The organism is Paenibacillus apii (assembly GCF_011043685.1).
Taxonomy (GTDB): domain Bacteria; phylum Bacillota; class Bacilli; order Paenibacillales; family Paenibacillaceae; genus Paenibacillus_AQ; species Paenibacillus_AQ sabinae.
On record NZ_JAAKGU010000005.1, the window covers coordinates 160,149 to 179,547 of the forward strand.

At 55.4% G+C, this 19,399-nt stretch carries 16 protein-coding genes; 1 reads left to right on the forward strand and 15 read right to left on the reverse strand.

Going from position 1 to position 19,399, the window contains the following annotated elements; all coding sequences use genetic code 11:
- Positions 1 to 73 precede the first annotated feature (73 nt).
- From rsmB to G5B47_RS12960, 10 genes are all read right to left on the reverse strand, one after another.
- Positions 74 to 1,492, reverse strand: a complete 1,419-nt coding sequence (gene rsmB, locus G5B47_RS12915; protein WP_165098612.1) for a 16S rRNA (cytosine(967)-C(5))-methyltransferase RsmB — start codon at positions 1,490 to 1,492, stop codon at positions 74 to 76.
- Entirely contained in the window at positions 1,489 to 2,460 is a 972-nt protein-coding gene (gene fmt / locus G5B47_RS12920; protein ID WP_165098613.1) for a methionyl-tRNA formyltransferase, read from the reverse strand. The genes rsmB and fmt overlap by 4 nt, the downstream gene beginning before the upstream one ends.
- A 5-nt stretch (positions 2,461 to 2,465) precedes the next feature.
- Positions 2,466 to 2,951, reverse strand: coding sequence for a peptide deformylase (gene def / locus G5B47_RS12925; RefSeq protein WP_025334682.1), 486 nt, complete (start codon positions 2,949 to 2,951; stop codon positions 2,466 to 2,468).
- Positions 2,952 to 2,997: 46 nt separating this feature from the next.
- Positions 2,998 to 5,547: a primosomal protein N' gene (gene priA / locus G5B47_RS12930; RefSeq protein ID WP_165098616.1), complete on the reverse strand. Its 2,550-nt coding sequence runs from the start codon at positions 5,545 to 5,547 to the stop codon at positions 2,998 to 3,000.
- Complete coding sequence (gene coaBC, locus G5B47_RS12935) at positions 5,547 to 6,767, reverse strand: bifunctional phosphopantothenoylcysteine decarboxylase/phosphopantothenate--cysteine ligase CoaBC (protein WP_165098617.1); 1,221 nt, start codon at positions 6,765 to 6,767, stop codon at positions 5,547 to 5,549. The genes priA and coaBC overlap by 1 nt, the downstream gene beginning before the upstream one ends.
- A 423-nt stretch (positions 6,768 to 7,190) precedes the next feature.
- Entirely contained in the window at positions 7,191 to 7,403 is a 213-nt protein-coding gene (gene rpoZ / locus G5B47_RS12940) for a DNA-directed RNA polymerase subunit omega (protein WP_025334679.1), read from the reverse strand.
- A 48-nt stretch (positions 7,404 to 7,451) separates the two neighbouring features.
- Positions 7,452 to 8,021, reverse strand: a complete 570-nt coding sequence (gmk, locus tag G5B47_RS12945; protein WP_025334678.1) for a guanylate kinase — start codon at positions 8,019 to 8,021, stop codon at positions 7,452 to 7,454.
- Positions 8,022 to 8,039: 18 nt separating this feature from the next.
- Positions 8,040 to 8,300 carry an extracellular matrix/biofilm regulator RemA gene (gene remA, locus G5B47_RS12950; protein WP_006209218.1) on the reverse strand — a complete coding sequence of 87 codons (261 nt, stop codon included), beginning with the start codon at positions 8,298 to 8,300 and terminating at the stop codon, positions 8,040 to 8,042.
- A 46-nt stretch (positions 8,301 to 8,346) separates the two neighbouring features.
- Entirely contained in the window at positions 8,347 to 9,237 is an 891-nt protein-coding gene (locus G5B47_RS12955; RefSeq protein WP_165098619.1) for a YicC/YloC family endoribonuclease, read from the reverse strand.
- Positions 9,238 to 9,275: 38 nt separating this feature from the next.
- The gene (locus G5B47_RS12960; protein WP_165098622.1) at positions 9,276 to 11,147 is read right to left on the reverse strand and encodes a bifunctional homocysteine S-methyltransferase/methylenetetrahydrofolate reductase; all 1,872 of its coding nucleotides are present in this window, start codon (positions 11,145 to 11,147) and stop codon (positions 9,276 to 9,278) included.
- Positions 11,148 to 11,307: 160 nt separating this feature from the next.
- On the opposite strand from G5B47_RS12960, the gene G5B47_RS12965 reads away from it, so the two are divergent.
- Positions 11,308 to 11,565: a hypothetical protein gene (locus tag G5B47_RS12965; RefSeq protein ID WP_165098625.1), complete on the forward strand. Its 258-nt coding sequence runs from the start codon at positions 11,308 to 11,310 to the stop codon at positions 11,563 to 11,565.
- On the opposite strand, the gene G5B47_RS12970 is transcribed toward G5B47_RS12965, so the two are convergent.
- The 5 genes from G5B47_RS12970 to G5B47_RS12990 form a co-directional block, all read right to left on the reverse strand.
- Complete coding sequence (locus G5B47_RS12970) at positions 11,538 to 12,638, reverse strand: GerAB/ArcD/ProY family transporter (RefSeq protein ID WP_165098628.1); 1,101 nt, start codon at positions 12,636 to 12,638, stop codon at positions 11,538 to 11,540. The genes G5B47_RS12965 and G5B47_RS12970 overlap by 28 nt on opposite strands.
- Before the next feature lie 15 nt (positions 12,639 to 12,653).
- On the reverse strand, positions 12,654 to 13,862 hold the full coding sequence (locus G5B47_RS12975) for a Ger(x)C family spore germination protein (protein WP_165098631.1): 1,209 nt from the start codon (positions 13,860 to 13,862) through the stop codon (positions 12,654 to 12,656).
- Positions 13,855 to 15,468, reverse strand: coding sequence for a spore germination protein (locus G5B47_RS12980; RefSeq protein ID WP_165098634.1), 1,614 nt, complete (start codon positions 15,466 to 15,468; stop codon positions 13,855 to 13,857). The genes G5B47_RS12975 and G5B47_RS12980 overlap by 8 nt, the downstream gene beginning before the upstream one ends.
- Positions 15,469 to 15,643: 175 nt before the next feature.
- The gene (gene dapF / locus G5B47_RS12985) at positions 15,644 to 16,480 is read right to left on the reverse strand and encodes a diaminopimelate epimerase (RefSeq protein WP_165098636.1); all 837 of its coding nucleotides are present in this window, start codon (positions 16,478 to 16,480) and stop codon (positions 15,644 to 15,646) included.
- 67 nt (positions 16,481 to 16,547) lie between these two features.
- Positions 16,548 to 19,391 carry a calcium-translocating P-type ATPase, SERCA-type gene (locus tag G5B47_RS12990; RefSeq protein WP_165098639.1) on the reverse strand — a complete coding sequence of 948 codons (2,844 nt, stop codon included), beginning with the start codon at positions 19,389 to 19,391 and terminating at the stop codon, positions 16,548 to 16,550.
- Positions 19,392 to 19,399 lie beyond the last annotated feature (8 nt).

Consider the following 19,399-nt stretch of genomic DNA (forward strand, 5'->3'; position numbering starts at 1 on the left):
GCATTGGGCCCGGTTTCTGGGCAAAAAAATTCCTGCGCAGCGGAGGTGATCCGCACGCAGGAATTTATGAATTTCAGGACAATCGCCGAAGAGCCGCGATATAAAAACCGTCACTGCCGAAATTATGGGGAAGGATCTGTATTCCGGGGGCATCTGAGGAAAGAAGATCGCGGAGGCGCCCGCCAAGAGGCGTATCACGGTCAGCTGACGTAAACTGTGGGTTGTGCCGCAAAAAGTCTTCTACCGTCTCCTCATTCTCGGCACTCTCGATCGTGCAGGTGCTGTACACCAGAACACCGCCCGGTTTCAGAAGCCCTGAAACGGACTCCAGCAGTTCTCTTTGCAGTGCGGAAATGCTTGCTACATCCTTGGGGCTCTTGCTCCATTTCAAATCCGGCTTGCGCCGGATCACGCCAAGTCCCGAGCATGGGGCGTCCAGCAAAATCCGGTCAAAGGTCATGGGAGCATATCGCTCCTTCAGAAGCAGAGCGTCCGTTGCAATCGCCTTGACGGACTCCAAACCGAGCCTTTGGGCCTGTTCGCGCACAAGCGAAACCTTGTGCTCATGCAGATCGCTCGCGATTACCGTGCCCCGGTCCTTCATCAGCTCGGCCATATGCGAAGTCTTACCGCCCGGCGCCGAGCAGCAGTCGAGCACGGTCATTCCCGGCTCAGGCGCCACCGCTTCGGCGACGAGCATCGAGCTCTCGTCCTGAATGGACAGGACCCCGTCCCGATACCAGGAAGATAAGGCGAGGTTGCCGCCTCCTTTGATGACAATCCCATAGGGACTAAGCGGAGAAGGAGCCGCTTCGAGCTCTTCGCTTCGCATCTCCTCCAGAAGCTTGTCCCGGGTCGTCATCGTGGTGTTCACCCGCACACTGACAGCGGGAGGCTCATTATTGGCCCGGCAAATGTCTTCGGCAGCAGCTTGGCCATATTGCCGAATCCAATCCTTGACCATCCACAGGGGATGCGAATGTTTCAGGGAAATGCGCTCGGCATCGTCAAGAGCTTCCGGCAGCTTGGGAAGTTCTCCTGCACGCAGCGCGCTGCGGAGAACGCCGTTGACCATGCCCGATATTCCCTGATGCCCCCGCTTCTTGGCCAGATTGACCGCCTCGTTCACAGCCGCGTGAGGCGGAATCCGGTCAAGGTACACGATTTGATACAAGCTCATCCGAAGCAGGCAGCGCACCCAGGGCTGAAGCTTGCGCGTTCCCTTGCTTACGAAGTCTTCCAGTATAAAGTCCAGCGTATTTAGTCTGGAAATCGTACCGTATACCAGCTCCGTCGCAAGTCCCGCATCTTCTCGGGACAGCCCTGCTTTTTGCAGGCTGGCATTAAGCAGAAGATTGCTGTATGCGCTTTCCTGCTCGACACGCACGAGCACATCAAGTGCGGTTTCCCTCGCCGTAGCCGGGCGAGCGCTGCGGGCCTCCCCCGGTCCGCGGCCGCCCTTGCCGCCCCGGTGGTTACCGGGCGGCCTCATTCCAGCACCGTTCCGGGCTTCATCGCTGCGCCGCGCGTGAAGTCGGCCGCGCTCATTGCCTTCTTGCCGGCCGGCTGAACGGTCAGAAGCAGCAGACTTCCGTCGCCGGTCTTCACTTCAACGCCGGCAGGGCCGGCCGCCAGGACCGTTCCCGGCACGGTCTCGGCTTCTCCGGAACCCTCTTCCAGAATGAGTCTTCCGGAAGGGGCTGTGTCGTCGGGATTGGCGGCCGCCCATACTTTGAACGTCTCTCCGTTCCACAGGGTAAAAGCGCCTGAGAATGGGACAAGACCGCGGATTTGGTTATAGATGGCCCGAGATTCTGCGGTCCAGTCGATCCGCTCATCCTCCCGGGTCAGGTTGGGCGCATAAGTTGCCTGGCCGTCATCCTGCGCTTCCGCCGTTACGGGTCCTGCCAGCAGGCGCGGCATCTGGGCCTTCAGCAAATCCCGTCCGGCAAGACTCAGCTTCCCAAACAGCGTTCCCGAAGTATCATCATCCTCAATCGGGACCTCGACCTTGGCGATCATGTCTCCCGTATCAAGCCCTTCCGCCATGTACATCAGCGTAACGCCCGTTATGCTTTCTCCGTTGATAATGCTTCGCTGAATCGGCGCTCCTCCCCGGTACTTGGGAAGAAGCGACCCGTGTACGTTCACGCAGCCCTTGGCAGGCAAATCCAGCACAGCCTTGGGCAGAATCTGCCCGTAGGCCGCAGTAACGATGAGCTCCGGCTCATACGCGGCAAGCTCAGCCACCGCCTCAGGCCGGCGCATTCGTTCCGGCTGAAGAACGGGTAGGCCAAGCGCCTCTGCAGCCGCTTTGACTGGTGAAGGGGTCAGCGTCTTCTTTCTTCCCTGGGGCCGATCCGGCTGAGTAACGACGGCTGCAACCTCATAGCCTTCCTCCACAAGCATTTGAAGGCAGGGCACCGCGAAAGCGGGTGTGCCCATGAACACAATCTTCATTTCCTTCACTCCTCAGTCCGGCTGCGTTCCGCATTGCTGTCGTATACCTTCTCCGCGACATCCGTGAACAGCACGCCGTTAAGGTGGTCGATTTCATGCTGAAACGCCCGGGCCAACAGCCCGCTTCCCGTAATGGTAATCTCATTGCCTTCCCGGTCAAGTCCCCGGACGGTTACCGTCTCCGCACGGCGGACGTCTCCGTTAAGACCAGGAATGCTTAGGCAGCCTTCAGGACCGAGCTGCTCGCCCTCGGATTTGATGATTTCGGGATTGATCATCTTAATCAACCCATGCTCCTCATCGGCATCTACCACGATCAGCCGTTTGAGAATGCCGACCTGCGGCGCGGCGAGACCGACGCCCTCGGCGTCATACATCGTATCCGCCATATCGTCCAGAAGCTTTTGGACGTTGGGCGTAATTTTGGTTACCGGTTTTGCTATTTTGTGAAGCACTTCGTCAGGCTCTTTCACGATTATACGTATCGCCATTTCGCTAACACCTTCCTGTTTTTGAATAGATTATGCCAAAACGGCGCTACATCAACATTTGAGGGTCGACGTCAATACTTAATTGAAGCACCGGGTCGCGAAGCGAATCCTCCAGCTCCTCCGCTACCTCGCGGGCCAGTCCAATGGCATCGATGGCTCCCCGCCACTTCACCATGCACTGGAAGCGGTATCTCCCCTTTAGCCGGGGAAGCGGGGAGGCGACAGGCCCCAGGAGATCGAGCCCGTCGGCCGTCAGCTTGTCCAGGCTACCGAACCATCGGCGCTGCCGTGCTTTGCCCTGGATATTCATCGCGTAGTTCTCCGCCATCCGCAGTGCCACCGGCATCTGCTCATGCGACACCGTCACCAGAATCAGTCTGCAATAGGGCGGATAGTGAAGCGCTTTGCGGTGCTTCAGTTCATCCTTTATAAAAGAAGCATAGTCATGCCGGCTGGCATGAACGATGGAATAATGGTCAGGTGTGTAGGACTGGACCAGCACCTCTCCCGGAAGTGTGTGCCGTCCCGCCCGTCCGGCGACCTGTGTGAGAAGCTGAAACGTCTTCTCGGCCGCCCGAAAATCCGGAAGATTCAGCGCCGAGTCCGCGGTGATGACGCCCACCAGCGTCACATCGGGAAAATCAAGCCCTTTGGCTACCATTTGCGTGCCCAGCAGCACGTCGGCTTTTTTGTCCCTGAACTGTCCGAGCAGCTTCTCGTGCGAGCCTTTCTCGGTCGTCGTGTCGACATCCATCCGAATGACCCGGATTCCCGGAAACAGCTTGCCCAATTCTTCTTCGACCCGCTGCGTTCCCGTTCCGAAGAAGCGGATATGTTCGCTGCCGCATTCCGGGCAGATCTCCGGAGCTGGCTCCGCATGGCCGCAGTAATGACATCGCAAATTATTGCTGCGGCTGTGATAGGTCAGCGAAATGTCACATTCGGGACAGCCCGCGACGTAGCCGCAGCTTCGGCACATCACAAAGGTCGAGAAGCCTCTTCGGTTCAGCAGCAGCACCGACTGCTCTCCCCGCTCCAGTCTGCTCTGAATCGCCGAGTGAAGAGCGCGGCTGAACATGGAGCGGTTGCCTTCCTTCAGCTCCTCACGCATGTCCACGATTTGAACCGCCGGAAGCTGGTTGCCCAGCGCCCGGCTCGGCATCTCCAGCAGCACCGGTGAGAAAAGATCGTCGATCTTGGACCGTGCAGCGTAATAGCTCTCCAGCGAAGGCGTCGCCGACCCAAGGATGACGGCCGCATCGCCAAGCATCGCCCGGCGGACGGCCACATCCCGCGCATGGTATCTCGGATTCTCCTCCTGCTTGTAGGAGGTTTCATGCTCTTCATCCATAATGATCAGGCCCAGATTGCTAAAAGGGGCAAATACCGCCGATCGGGCCCCGACCGCAACAGACGCTTTGCCTTCGCGGATTTTGCGCCATTCGTCATATCGCTCTCCGGAGGACAAACGGCTGTGCATGACCGCGACCCCGCTGCCGAATCGGCCCTTGAAGCGTTCCACCATCTGCGGCGTCAGCGAAATTTCGGGAACAAGTACTATGGCCTGGCGTCCCTGTTGGACGCATCGCTGGATGCACTGAAGATAAATTTCCGTCTTTCCGCTGCCCGTTACCCCGTGCAGCAGAAAGACTTCATGACGCTGCTGCTCGACCGCGCCTATAATCCGATCGAATACGGCCTGCTGCTCAGCGGTTAGCGGGAGCGGATCGCTCGGCTTGAAGTCTCTCCCCCGGTAAGGATCACGGTAGACTTCCACTTCCGTAATTTCAATCAGACCTTTGTCTTCAAGTCCCTTTACTGTACTGGCCGTCACCTGCAGCGCGGACAGGACATCCTTGAGCGGCATGGGGAGCACTGCCTCCATATCGATCAGGAAAGACAACACTTCCTTCTGGCGGGCGGATCTGGCGGGAAGCTTGCTGAGCGCTTCACGGGCGGATTCCGGCTCCATGGCCAGATCGACCGCTTTGAGCTTTTTTTTGCCCATTTTATCCTTGATCGACTGGCTTTCCCTCAGCACGCCCCGCCGCAGCATGAACTTGATCGTCTCCACTCCGTCCGGAAAGGCCCGGGTCAGCTGTTTCATTGACACCTCGCCTCCCCGGCGAACGAAGTCGGCGATCTCTTTCTCCTCCCCGCCGGTACCCAGGAAGATGGGAAACCATTCTTCATCGGGGAACAAGGTTCCCTCTTCATTTACCGGTTCCGGTTCCGTATCGCCAAGCGAAATAAGCCGTTCGGCTTTGCCCTTAAGCGCCGTCGGCAGCATGGCCTGCAGCGCAGAAATCCTGCGGCAGGCGTAACGCTCGCTTATCCAATCCGCCAGCTCTACCAGCTCCGGCGAGAGCGGCGGAACGAGATCGAGCACCTCCTGAATCGGCTTGATTCCCTTAATCGTCCGTATATCGCCGGATTCCAAAGATACAACAAAGCCCTGCACCGTCCGGTGCCCGAAAGGAACAGCCACCCGGCTGCCTACCTCAATCCATACTTTAAAAGACTCGGGAATTGAATAATCGAAGGTTCGGTCGGTGCTTCGAACGGGAACATCGACGATAACCTTGGCGATATCCATTACAGGCCTTCTTCCGGCAGCCGTTCCGCCGCAACGGAGAGCACCCGGCGGGCCACCTCGTCCTTTGAAAGCAGCGGCAGTTCCTCCACAAGACCTTTTTGATCGTAAATCGAGACAATGTTTGTATCTGCGCCGAAGACCGCACCCGGTACGCTCACATCGTTGGCGACAATCAAATCGAGGTTTTTGCGGACCAGCTTGTCCTTGGCGTACATTTCCGCATTTCCGGTCTCGGCCGCAAAACCGATCAGCAGCTGATGGTTTTTGCGCTGCCCCAGCGTCTCCAGAATATCAACGGTTTTGACGAGTTCGAGGGTCATTGTGCTGCCGGACTTCTTGATCTTCGTGTCCGCTCTCTCTTTCGGACGGTAGTCGGAAACGGCGGCAGCCTTGATCAGGATGTCGCAATCCTCCCAAACGGCCGATACGGCGCCATACATCTCGTCGGCAGATTGAACGCGCACCACGTTAATGTCCCGAGGCGGCTGTTCATCCGTCCGCGCGGCCACAAGCGTTACCTCCGCTCCCATTTTCTTGGCCGCCCGCGCGAGGGCAAAGCCCATTTTGCCGGAAGAATCATTGGAGATATAGCGGACAGGGTCAATCCGTTCCACTGTGCCGCCGGCGGTTATCACAACTTTTTTGCCTGCCAGCTTACCGGTATTTTCCTTATCATTCCGCTCAAAAAAAGCCTCTACGCAGCTTACAATCGTCTCTGGCTCCTCCATTCGCCCTTTGCCGACATAACCGCAGGCCAGCAGCCCTTCTCCAGGCTCTATGAACTGGATTCCGCGCTCTGCCAGGATGTTGAGATTGTTCTGCACAGCGGGATGCTGATACATGTTCACGTTCATGGCTGGAGCAACCATTACGGGTGAAGTCGCCGCTAGCAGCACGGTCGAGAGCATATCGTCGGCGATGCCGTGCGCCATTTTGGCTATAATATTTGCGGTGGCGGGTGCGATCAGCACAAGATCGGCCGAATCGGCCAAATCAATATGCGAGATGGAAGACGGGTCCCGCTCCTGAAAGGTGTCGCTGAATACTCTCTGTTTCGACAATGACTGTAAGGTCAGCTCGGTGATGAACTGTTTGGCCGAAGCTGTCATGATAACATGCACCTTGGCGCCCTTTTGTACAAGCTTGCTGCACAAGGAAGCCGCTTTATACGCGGCGATTCCCCCTGTAATGCCAAGCAATATCGTCTTGCCCTTTAACATACTCTTCCCCCCTGCTTCCCGTGTTAACGGAAAGAATCCGTCCACAAGATAACAGCCGCCTCATCAGTGATCGGGAGCAGCCATAACTTACGGACATCCACACGTTTGTGAAAAACGTATCAATATCAAGAAGAAACGGTCTCACTGTCCTTTTAGGAAGCTTAAGCTTCTGAAGCGGCGATACGAGTATCGCTGTTAGGTACCGTTTCTTGCAGAAATTAAGACAATTGAATTAGCGCTCAGCGTATTCATACTTAATATTTTAAAAAAATAACAACCTTCCGGTTGTCAGGAACAGCCCATTCGGGCTATGAAAAAATGCGGATCATCGATGCGCGGGGCACCAGCCTGAGCGGCCGCAGCCCCCCTCAATCAGGACTACGGGCGCCAGCTGTTATCCTAGGAATCCCTGCCGCTTACCGTTTATTCGGAGATTTTGTCATCTACGCGGGTTACCGTGATGTAATCCTTGTATATTTCTTCAAGCGCAACCCCGACTTGCTTATGTGCTCTCGGAGACTTCAGCTCGGAAAGGCTTCCTTCACGAAGCTGTCTCGCCCGGCGGGCCGCAGCGACAACAAGGGAATATTTGCTGTCGACTTTGTTCATCATTTCATCGATCGATGGATATAACACTGGTACACCTCTTCAATTCAATTTATACAGTTTCCGAAACCGCCCAAACTATCTTATTTTACAATGTTCGGCAATAATAATGCTTTCTATTCGCTTACACGCAAGATCGATTTCGTCGTTAACCACTGCGTAATCGTAATGGCGCATCAGGCTGATTTCGTCCTCCGCGACCGTCATGCGGTGATTAATAATGTCATCATGCTCTGTTCCGCGCCCGCGAATACGATCTTTCAGCTCATCCATCGACGGCGGCAGGAGGAACACAAAGATCCCTTCAGGGAACTTTTCCTTCACTTTAAGAGCGCCCTGCACTTCAATCTCAAGGATGATATCCTTCCCGCTTTCCAGCGTCCGTTCCACAAAATCGCGCGGAGTTCCATAATAGTTCCCCACGTATTCCGCGTATTCCAGGAGTTCGTCGGCTTCAATCATATGAAGAAACTCCTCACGGGTCTTGAAGAAATAATTCACTCCATCCCGTTCGCCTTCGCGGGGGCTCCGCGTGGTCGCCGACACGGAATAAATGAGCTCCGGTATTCTCGGCCTCAGCGCGCTGCATACCGTTCCTTTACCGACTCCGGAAGGTCCGGACAATACGATCAGCAATCCTTTTGACATAGTACACTCCATTAATCGTTATTCGTCGTTGTCGTCATCTTTACTGGACAGTCTGTGCGCCACGGTCTCCGGCTGAACCGCAGACAATATGACATGGTCGCTGTCCGTAATAATGACGGCACGGGTACGTCTACCATAGGTTGCGTCGATCAGCATATGCCGGTCTCTCGCTTCCTGGATAATCCGCTTGATCGGAGCCGACTCCGGGCTGACTATGGAAATGATTCGATTCGCCGATACTATATTTCCAAAGCCGATGTTGATGAGTTTGATTGCCATGTTCCGGTTGTTCCCCCCATAAGTTACATCTTCGCTTGCCCGGTCGCTATTCCAAATTGGCCGCCTGCTCGCGAATCTTCTCCAGCTCCGCCTTCATCTCCAGCACGCGGCCGGCGATCCCCAAATGATTGCATTTGGAGCCGATCGTATTCGTTTCCCGGTTCATCTCCTGAATAAGAAAATCAAGCTTCCGGCCCATTGGCTCGCCGCTGCCGAGCAGATTCCTGCACTGCTCAAAGTGACTCCGCAAACGGGTCAGCTCTTCTTCAATGTTGGAGCGGTCGGCGAAAACAGCAACTTCCATTCCGAATTTCTGTTCGTCAAAAGGAAAAGTGCCGTCCTGTAGCTCTGCCAGCCGCTGGCGAAGCTTGTCTCTGTATTCCAGTACCACAGCCGGAGCCAGCCCGGTCATTTCACTTTGAAGTTCTTCAAGCCTGCTCAAGCGCTCCGCGATATCGGCTGCCAGATAACGTCCTTCCCGGGCTCGCATTTCCACAAGGGCCCGAACGCTCTCTTCCAGTCCGCCTACCAGGAGTTCCTGCAAGAACTCCCCGTTCTCCGGCAGATCCGGGCTGCCGTCGCCGCTCTCCATTACTCCCGGCAGGCTCATTATACCCGGCAGATCAAGCTCGCCGCCCACGCCGAATTCCTTCTTCAGTGCTTCCGCTGCAGCCAGATACGCCTTTACAACCGGGCGGTTCAGAACCGGACCGCCCGCGTTCTCCTCATGCTCCCGGTTAATAAAGACGTCAATGCGGCCGCGTTTGACGTATTGCTGAACCTTTCGCCGCAGCGCATCTTCAAACCCGTTCCACTCCCGAGGCATACGGACCACAATTTCGCAGTAACGGTGATTCACCGATTTGACTTCAAAAACGATCTTGCTGCCGCCTAAATGCCTGGACGATTGACCGTATCCGGTCATGCTAAATGACATCGGCATCACATCCGTTACACTATTGTAATTGATTCTCTCTAGCGAAACAAGGGGGATAATTGGCGTCCCGATTTGGCCCACACATGGTTCAGAAGCTGAACGCTCATATCGTAGAACATGAACGGAGTCATCAAATATATGCCGTTGAAGCGCTCCGTTGCCGCGTCAAGCAGCTCCTTCGCGATCGCGACCCCCTCTGCCCGTCCCGCTTCGCCTTCCAGCCCTTTCATCCGTTCACGCACCTCACCGGAGAGCTGAATGCCTGGCACTTCATTATGAAGATACTCGGCGTTGCGTCCGCTGGCGAGAGGCATGATACCAATAAATACAGGAATATTCAGGTGAGCCGTCGCATCGGCGATCTTATGAATCAGCTCCGGGTCATATACCGGCTGGGTCATAATATAATCGGCTCCGAATGCAATCTTCTTCTCGAGACGCTCAACGGCCTTTCCCAAATGCTTGACATTGGGGTTGAACGCAGCACCGATAACGAAATTGGCCTTCTGCTTGAGCGGCTTGCCCGAGAAAGCAATGCCGTCGTTGAGCTGCTTGATCATCCGTATGATCTCGAATGAAGTGAGATCGTACACCGAGCTTGAACCCGGAAGATCGCCGAATCTTGCAGGATCACCCGTTACGGCAAGCACATGGTCGATGTCAAGCGCATCGAGCCCCATCAGGTGCGACTGGGTTCCGATCAGATTCCGGTCCCGGCAGGCGATGTGCACAAGCGGACGCAAGCCCGTCTTCTGCCGGACGAGTGCGCCGAGCGCCATATTGCTCATGCGGCACACGGCCAGCGAGTTGTCGGCGAGCGTCAGCGCGTCCGCTCCCGCGCGGCGCAGCGCCTCCGCTCCGGCCATAAACTTCGAGATATCAAGGTCCCGCGGCGGGTCCAGCTCAACGATTACGGCATGGCGTTCCTTAACGATATCGATAAGGCTCGGCTCTCCGCCTTCAGCCTCGAAATCGTCCGCAAGGTTCTCATGTATGCGAACGCTAATCTTTTCTTTCGGCTCAGGAGCCGTCAGCGTCAGAGGCTCATAGCCTTTAAGAGCCGCCGCGATTTCCGCGATATGCTGCGGCGTCGTTCCGCAGCAGCCGCCGATAATACGGCTTCCCATGCCGGCGAAATCTCTTGCCATCTGACCGAAATATTCAGGGGAGGCGCCGTATTTGTAGTGGCCGTCCACATAATCGGCCAGTCCAGCATTCGGATACACCGATACCGGCAGGTTCAGGCTGCCTTGAAGCGTTCCGAGCGCCCTTTTGATGCCGATCGGACCGGTACGGCAGTTAAAGCCGATAACATCGGCCCCATCATCTTCCAGAATGCGGAAGGCTTCGGGAAGCGTCAGCCCGTCCATCGTCATCGCCGTCTCGTCGACGGCGAACTGGCAGATGACCGGCAGATCGCTTAGCTTGCGTGCCGTCCGGAGCGCCAGATGCAGCTCCTCCAGATCGTAAAACGTTTCCAACATAATACCGTCCGCATTTTCTTCGAGCATCGCGCCGATCTGCTGGCTGAAATACTTTTTGAGCTCGGAGGCTGACAGATTGGCCCGCTTGCCGGCACGGATCGAGCCAACGGCCCCGACGACATAACCGGCGCTTCCGGCGGCTTGTCTGGCGATCCGGATGCCTGCACGGTTAATCTCTTCCACTTTGGATTCCAGACCGAACTTGGACAGTTTATCGTAATTGGCCGAATACGTATTGCTCTCCAGCACCTCCGCACCCGCCTCAATATAACTGCGGTGAACCTCTTCAACAACCTCGGGCGAGGTCAAATTCAATTCTTCATAAGATATGCCGACAGGAAACCCTTTCTGATATAAAAAGGTTCCCATCGCTCCATCCCCGACCAGCACCTTGCTCGCCCAGGCAGACCGCAAATCCGGCTTCACAGAGCAACCCCTCCCCAGACATTAGTTTCATACTAATGTAACATAAATCGTGAGGAAAGATAAGCTTTCGTCCCGAAGCATCTGCAAGATTCGAGCACAGGGCGCATGACAGGCGACTTCCGGCCCCATACTATTGGATAAGGCAAAGGAGCTGAAACCCGTGAAGAAACAAATAAGAAAGATGCTGCTGAAGAAATATGCCGCGATGGTTCTGTGTGGCACGTTCACCATTCTGCTATTGTATTTTGCGGACTGGATGTTCGGATACGGCCTTACCAATATTAACACCCTGTTCCCCTTTACCATTTCTACCGCGGCCGAAAAAATACTGATGATTACCCTGACCGCAAGCTTCCTTATCCCGGATCTTATCCATTGGATTACCGGACGTCAGCCCACTCGGGAACTCGAACGGTAATTCCTGAAGGCGGCGACAATAATCAGGACGGCCGGAATGACAATCGTAAAGACGGGATATACGAAGGTAAGCATCTCCCCGCCTTCCTCCAGATGTTCCACAAAGCTTCGCGAATCCAGCATGCTGGAGGATAAAATAATAATCGCCGAGGGAATAATCAACGTCCGGTAAGGGAGATTGAACAGGTCCGAGATGGCGATCACCGCTGCACCGTAGTAAACGGCTACTTTGAAAAAGACGCCGATAATCAGCAGCATTACCACCAAAACGTCCAATCGCTGGATAAAATCGGACAATGCCGCTTTACTTACGGTAGATAGCAGGGGAAACGGAGAACGCTCCACCATGTCGCTGCCCAGTACAGTAATATTGACGAGCGCCGTGTAGCTGATAATCAAACCGGCTGCCAGGATTGCGGAAGGGACTACCCAAACCGCTCTTTTTTTGTCGCCGATATAAGGCATCAGCATTATGAAACAGAAGACTTCGCCGAACGGAAACATATAATTCGAACGGATCACCGAAAGGGCCACCGGTTTGATTCCATCCCCCAGCATAGGCAGAATGCGTGACCATTCCATTTCCCCGGAAAAAAGCATTAGCAGCGTAATAACCCCGCCGATCATCAGCACACCAATCATAATGATAAACGAGGTCCGTGCCAGCACCTCCAATCCTTTATGCAGCACGTATCCGCAGGACAAAATCATCATCGCGGCAACGATCATGATCGGCGTTCGGTTCAAGGAGGCCATGACCAATAGAGCGCTGCCATCGCGCAAATCGCGGCCGGCTCCATTCAAGAAGATAACCGCATAAAGAATGACCACGACCGCCCCAATCGGTTTGCCGAGAATCGCCCGTGCATAGCCGGATAACGGCAGGTCCGGATACAGCTTGAACAGATAATTGTAACCGGTATAGATGAGCATGCCCACCAAACAGCCCAGGAAGATGGCAATCCAGGCGTCTCTGCCAGCTTCCATTCCAACATTGACCACCAGCGCCGTCCCCAGCTCAAACATGAGAACCAGGGAAAAAAAATGTACGGGGCCAATTCTGATATCACGCATGAAATCCCTCCATTCCTATTCCTCCATCTCTTCCGACGATCGCAAGGAACGGGTCCTCATCTCGGTATGACGGACAAGGGTGTTGACCTTGATGTGCACTTTACACCGCGGAAAGATGATATCCCAGCGATCCTTGACCCGCTTCCAGCCTTTGGGGTTATTCCTCTCCACGTTCTCATTGAACCGGATATAATCGCTTTTTAGGCGCATCGCCATTTTGACGGCGGCATCGATTTCCTTCCTGGTTTCCTCACTCAGAAGCTTTTCCCAGTTTCTTAGTACGGAAGACTTGGAAATATCCAGTGCACCGTTGTATTCTTTCAAAGCGGCTTGCTGGCTTACGCTGATGTAGATATCCGGATGCTCCGGGTCTTTCGCAATAGCCCTGACCGAGGTGTGCACCTTGAACATACTGAAGGTGGCAGATTCATTATTCCCAAAGTCAAGAAATAATGGATATTCAGTCAGCTTGTTGTGGATCAGGCTAAGGCCCATTCCTTCTATGCCATCTTGGAATGCCATCAGTTTATCCTGCTTGAATACGGCAAGACCGGCGTTTTTCAGAATGGCCTTTGGCTTGATGCCCTCCACATTCCCCTTCGTTTCCCCCTTTTCCAAATCGCCCTTGACAAGCACGCCGTTGATAATCGCCCCTCCCTGTTTCGCCAAAATCCCGCGGATTACATCATCCACCTCAATTCGGAAATTGTAACCGAAGGAGCGGTTTCCCGTTTCCAGCTTCTGAACAAGGTCGTTGGCAGGGATTTTGCCGAATACCGTCATTACGGAAAGAATGTCTTCCGCTCGCTGTCCTCTGGACACAAAGACCAGGGTGCTGAGCCGCATTTCGGATTCCCGTTCAAAAAGATCCATGAGATCCTTAATCCCTTCACGGGCGAGCCCTTCGGATATGATGATCACCTTTGAATGGCCCAGAGAGAGAATTCGCGCGGATTGACGAGAAGCGTTGCCGAGGGCCTCATAAATGGACCGGCCGCTTCCTTTGTATAGAGCGACAGGGGCGTTCCCCCTGCTGTTTTTCCCGGTTATTTCATCCGCTACAACGACCTGGAAGGACACGCTGTATTTTTTCTCTTCCGACGGCCCCTTATCGATAGATACGCCAGATACTATTGCTCTCTTGTTCAGTTCAACGCTGTCCCAGCAGCCGGCCACAAAAAGAAAAAGCCCCGACACCACCAGCAGCTTCCATAGTTTAAGCACCGGTCTGCCCATCCTTCCCTGAATCGGATGTTCCTTTGTCCTTACCTGATTTGTCGTTATCGTTCATATGTCCAAGCTTATTCGGCCTGAGATTAACCAAGAACATGGGCACTCTCAAGACCGTATCCTTTTGTCCTCTCACAGAAAACGGACTGAACGGGGCTAAATACGGAGTGCCGAACGATTGCAGACTGTTGACGTGGGCGATTAATACGATCAGCCCAAGCGTAATGCCATAGAATCCGAACATCGACGCGGCGATCATAAATCCGAAGCGGACGATCCGGCCCGCGACGGCTAGATTATAAGATGGTATGGCAAAGCTTGCGATACCAGTCAGCGCGACCACAATGACCATCACCGGTGTAATAATGCCGGCTTCCACTACGGCCGTGCCCAGAATCAAGGCTCCGACCACCGAAACGGTCTGTCCCACCGCTCTCGGCATCCGGATGCCGGCCTCTCTCAAAATTTCAAAGGCAGCCTCCATAATGATCGCTTCGATCGCAGCCGGAAAAGGGACATTCTCCCGCTGGGCCAGCAGGCTGATCAGCATGGGCGTCGGTACCATTTCATAGTGGAAGGTGGTCAGGGCGATGAAAACTGAGGGCCCGAGAAGCAGAATGATAAAGCTAACATATCGCACCAAACGCATGAGCGTGGCAATGTCAAACCGCAGGCTGTAATCATCGGTCGATTGAAGAAACTGGGCCAATACCGTCGGCATGATAAGCACAAATGGCGTACCGTCTACGATCAATACAATTCTTCCTTCCAGTAAATTGGCCGCCGCGACATCGGGACGCTCCGTATTAAATACCGTCGGGAACGGGGTGAATACTTTGTCCTGAATAAGCTGCTCGATATAACTGGATTCCAGAACCGCTTCAATGTCGATTTTTTCCAAGCGCATTTTGACCTGGTCGAGGACTTTCTGGTCGACTCTATCTGTCATATATACAAGGGCAACGTCCGTATTCGTCACTGTGCCGAATTTCATAAACTCGACCCAAAGCTTCGGCGATTTGATCCGTCTTCGGATCAGCGCAGTATTTGTAATGATCGACTCGACAAAAGAATCTTTCGGCCCCCGGATCACAATCTGGGAGGATGGCTCGGCAACGGTCCGCCACTCACCTCCCTTTGTTCCTCCTTCGATCGCCTTACTGCAGCCGTCCAGTAAAATGATGGTGTTCCCCGAAAGCAGTGAGAGCATCATGTCGTTCCAATTATCTTTAATTGAAGTTTCGCCAAGCTCCAGCGCCCGGCCGAGGATGAGCTGAAGCCTTTCCTGCGGCTCCCGCGGCATTTCTTCCGCTGCGAAGGCAGTATTTTCAATCAATGCGCCAACCACGAATTCATCAACGGCAACGGAATTGACCAATCCATCTATAAAAACGGCTGCCGCCCAGACCGGTTCAGCTAGACCCAACTTAACCTTCCGGATCTTCAAATCGGGACTGGAACCGAGCTCCTGCTTGATGTCGCTCAGCGTCTGTTCAAGATTATTCGAAATGGTTAGAACCGACTGGTTACCGGTTCCGGCTGCTGGTTCACCCGAAGCCCCGGCAGACGCGTTCTGACTGTTTGATCCGTTTTTTTTCATCCGCTCTCGCCTCAATTCAGACTTCTTTTTTCCATTATTTACGACTTCCACGTTTGTTATTCGCCCGGGATTGAGGTGCACACGACTAAGGAAAGTGTCATTAAACGGCAAAAAGGCCAACCGGCAAGCTGCCGATTGACCTTATTCATTCTTCTTCTATTTGGCGAAAATCACCTTAGATGGAAACTGACCCTTTGAATACCGCCTCTGCCGGTCCTGTCATATAGACATGATTGTCTTCCTCATTCCATTCAATAAACAGGTCTCCACCCTTCAGGCTAACCCAAGCTGACCGGTCGCTAACTCCGTTGAGGACGGAGGAGACGAGCGTGGCGCAAGCGCCTGTTCCGCAAGCCAGTGTAGGCCCGGCTCCCCGTTCCCATACCCGCATGTCGATGTGTCCGCGGTCTTTTACAGTAGCGAATTCGACATTCACCTTGCGCGGGAACAGCGGATGAACCTCAAGCTTCGGTCCCCAGGTCGTCAGATCAAAGGAAACGGCGTCGTCCACATAAATAACGCAATGCGGATTGCCCATCGAAACGGCGGTAAAGGTAAATTCCTTTCCGTCCGTCTCAATCGGCCGCCCCAGTACAGGCTCAGCGTCGATATCCACCGGAATTTGCGGACCCGACAGTACAGGCTCGCCCATGTCGACCGTTACTGTCTCCACCTTTCCGTCCGTTACCTTCAGCTTTACCTTCTGTTCGCCCGCGCCGATCGTTTCAATGACGATTTCCTCCGACTGCACATGGCCGTGATCATATACATATTTCGCCACGCAGCGGATAGCGTTGCCGCACTGTTCCGCTTCGGAACCGTCCGAATTGATAATCCGCATCATGAAATCCCCGCGTTCCGAGGGCAGAATATATACGAGTCCGTCGGCTCCGATGCCGAAGAACCGGTTGCATAATTTGACAGCCAGTTCCGCCGCGTTGTCTGGCAGCGATTTCTCGCCGAATACGACGATAAAGTCATTGCCGAGTCCATGCATTTTGGTAAATTCCATAGCTTCGTCCACTCCTTCGGTTAATTGCCACAAGCATACCGCAAGAGTTCAGGCAAAGCTATTGATTTTATGCCGAAATTTTTGTACTTTTCGGCAGGCTCCGTCCACCGCCGGCGCCTCCTGCCCGGAGACGCTTCCGGCTGTGCTTCCCGCCGAGGACGCTGGCCGCGCCCATCAGGAAGGTCGGAATGCCGGAGGCGACGAGGCACAGCGACCAGTCTCTGAAGCCGAGGGGCACGGTCTTGAATATAGGCTGCAGCGCCGGGATGTACATTACGCCGAGCATCAGCAGTACGGAAGAGAGCACCGCAAGCACCAGGTATTTGTTCTGAAACGGATTCCGGTGAAACACGGACCGGGAGCTCCGGCAGTCGAACACGTGAAAGAGCTGAGCCATTACTAGGGTGGCGAACGCCACCGACTGCGCCTGAACAAGACGGACCGGATCTTCCGGGGCGACGCGCAGCGTCAGCCAGAAGGCCGCGAGCGTGCACAGGCCGATCAGAATGCCGCGGCTGATAATCTTCCAGCCCAGCCTGCGGGCGAAGATATTTTCACTGGCTCCGCGCGGCTTGTGTTCCATCAGGTCTTTCTCGGGCTGGTCAACGCCCAGCGCCATCGCAGGCAGGCCGTCCGTTACCAGATTCACCCACAGGATTTGAATCGGCACAAGCGGGAGCGGCAGGCCAAGCATCATGGCGAAGAACATCGTCAGAATCTCCCCGACATTCGATGCGAGCAAATAACGGATGAATTTGCGGATGTTCTCATAGATGCTCCGGCCCTCTTCGATCGCCGCCACAATCGTGGAGAAATTGTCGTCTCCCAGGATCAAGGCCGATGCTTCCTTGGTGACATCGGTGCCCGTGATGCCCATCGCGATGCCGATGTCCGCCGCCTTGATTGCCGGAGCGTCATTAACCCCGTCGCCCGTCATGGCGACGACATGGCCGCGCCGCTGCAGCGACTTGACGATGCGCAGCTTGTGCTCGGGCGAGACGCGGGCGTAGACGAATACGCTGTCCGACATTTTGTCGAGCGCGTCTTCGTCCATCCGCGACAGCTGGCTGCCCGTCAGCACTTTGCCGCCGCGCTGGAGGATACCGAGCTGATGGGCGATCGCTTCGGCGGTCGTCCCGTGATCGCCGGTAATCATCACCGTCTTGATGCCCGCCTTGCGGGTGATGCTAATCGCATCCCGCACCTCCCGGCGCGGCGGGTCGATCATGCCGGCAAGCCCGGCGAAGATCAGCTGGCCTTCGGCCTCCTTCTCCGAATCGGCATGCTCGTTCGGCCGCAGGTCGCGGTAGGCCAGGCCGAGGACTCGGAGCGCGTCCGAAGCCATCGCCTCGTTCGCGTCGAGCGCTTTTTGCCGCAGGGTAGGTGTACATGGCACCACCTGACCTTCCCACAGCATGTAGGAGCAGCGGCTCAGCAGGACATCGGGCGCTCCCTTCGTGCACACCATGCGGCCTCCGGGGTGGCTTACAATAACCGACATCAGCTTGCGTTCGGAATCGAACGGAAATTCCTTCTCTCTGGAGAACGTTACGGCAAGCGCCGATGTGGTCAGCCCCATCTTCGCGGATAACGCGACGAGCGCACCTTCCGTTGGATCGCCCTTTAGCTCCCATACCTTCACTGCAGAGGCAGATGTCTCTCCTTCGCCGCCTTTCGCCTTGCCTTTTCCTTTGCGTTTGGCCCGTACTTCCTCGGGAACCGTCTCGTAAATTTCGGCATTGTTGCACAGAGCGCCGATCTGCAATACCCGCCGCAGGCTCTGGTCATTCTTCAGATCGGCCGGCTTGCCTTTATGGAGAACCGCGCCTTCCGGAGCGTACCCTTCACCTGTGACCTCAAAGCTGCGTCCTCCGTTCCAGACTCGGGTGACGGTCATTTTATTCTGCGTCAGCGTTCCAGTCTTGTCGGAACAGATAACGGAAGCGCAGCCCAGCGTCTCGACGGAAGGCAGCTTGCGGACGATAGCCCTGCGCTTGATCATCCGCTGGACGCCGAGCGCCAGCGCTATGGTCACGATGGCGGGCAGCCCCTCGGGAATCGCGGCGACCGCGAGGCTGACACCGGCCAGGAACATCGACACCGCGGGCTGGCCGTGCAAAATCCCCGCAAGCACCACCACCACGGTCAATGCGAGCGACACGTAAATCAGAATTTTGCCGAGCTGTTCCAGCCGCCGCTGCAATGGCGTCTCCTGAGTATCGGTGCTCTGGATCAAGTCGGCGATCTTCCCCATTTCCGTGCCCATTCCTGTCCGGACGACGATCGCTTTGCCTGTTCCCCGGGTGACCATCGTGCCCATGAAGCCGATATTCTTTTGGTCCCCCAGGGGGACCTCCTCGGCGTGAATCGGCTCCGGGTGCTTGGATACCGGCAGCGATTCACCGGTCAGCGCCGACTCTTCGCAGTACAGCGAGCTGCATTCCAGCCAGCGCACATCGGCGGGAACCCGGTCGCCGCTCTCAAGCAGGACGATGTCGCCCGGTACGAGCAGGTTAGCGGGAATTTGCTTCACGGTCCCGTCACGCAGCGCTTTCGCAGATGGGGCGGACAGCTGCTTCAGCGCCCGCAGCGAGCGCTCGGCGCGAAACTCCTGGACGAACCCGAGCAGACCGTTCAGTACAATAATGGCGACAATCGTGACCGCATCCAGGTATTCGCCCAGCAGCCCCGATACGAGCGTCGCTCCCATCAGCACAAGAACCATGAAGTCCTTGAATTGATTCAGCAGCAGCGTCAGCGGGGAGATTTTCTCTCCTTCCGACAGCTCGTTCAGGCCGCTCTCGTTGCGTCTAGCTTCGGCCTCCTCTTCGCCAAGGCCCCGTTGCTTCGACACCGCGAATATTTTTTGCAGCTCATCACTGCCGAGCCTGTGCCAACTTTTTTGTTCCATGACTCTCC

What these genes read in the sequence shown, in the direction of transcription:
- rsmB (WP_165098612.1), bottom strand. Translation starts at nt 1,492, where the DNA reads ATGAGGCCGCCCGGTAACCACCGGGGCGGCAAGGGCGGCCGCGGACCG.
- fmt (WP_165098613.1), bottom strand. Translation starts at nt 2,460, where the DNA reads ATGAAGATTGTGTTCATGGGCACACCCGCTTTCGCGGTGCCCTGCCTT.
- def (WP_025334682.1), bottom strand. Translation starts at nt 2,951, where the DNA reads ATGGCGATACGTATAATCGTGAAAGAGCCTGACGAAGTGCTTCACAAA.
- priA (WP_165098616.1), bottom strand. Translation starts at nt 5,547, where the DNA reads ATGGATATCGCCAAGGTTATCGTCGATGTTCCCGTTCGAAGCACCGAC.
- coaBC (WP_165098617.1), bottom strand. Translation starts at nt 6,767, where the DNA reads ATGTTAAAGGGCAAGACGATATTGCTTGGCATTACAGGGGGAATCGCC.
- gmk (WP_025334678.1), bottom strand. Translation starts at nt 8,021, where the DNA reads ATGTCAAAAGGATTGCTGATCGTATTGTCCGGACCTTCCGGAGTCGGT.
- remA (WP_006209218.1), bottom strand. Translation starts at nt 8,300, where the DNA reads ATGGCAATCAAACTCATCAACATCGGCTTTGGAAATATAGTATCGGCG.
- G5B47_RS12955 (WP_165098619.1), bottom strand. Translation starts at nt 9,237, where the DNA reads ATGTCATTTAGCATGACCGGATACGGTCAATCGTCCAGGCATTTAGGC.
- G5B47_RS12970 (WP_165098628.1), bottom strand. Translation starts at nt 12,638, where the DNA reads ATGCGTGATATCAGAATTGGCCCCGTACATTTTTTTTCCCTGGTTCTC.
- G5B47_RS12980 (WP_165098634.1), bottom strand. Translation starts at nt 15,468, where the DNA reads ATGAAAAAAAACGGATCAAACAGTCAGAACGCGTCTGCCGGGGCTTCG.
- dapF (WP_165098636.1), bottom strand. Translation starts at nt 16,480, where the DNA reads ATGGAATTTACCAAAATGCATGGACTCGGCAATGACTTTATCGTCGTA.
- G5B47_RS12990 (WP_165098639.1), bottom strand. Translation starts at nt 19,391, where the DNA reads ATGGAACAAAAAAGTTGGCACAGGCTCGGCAGTGATGAGCTGCAAAAA.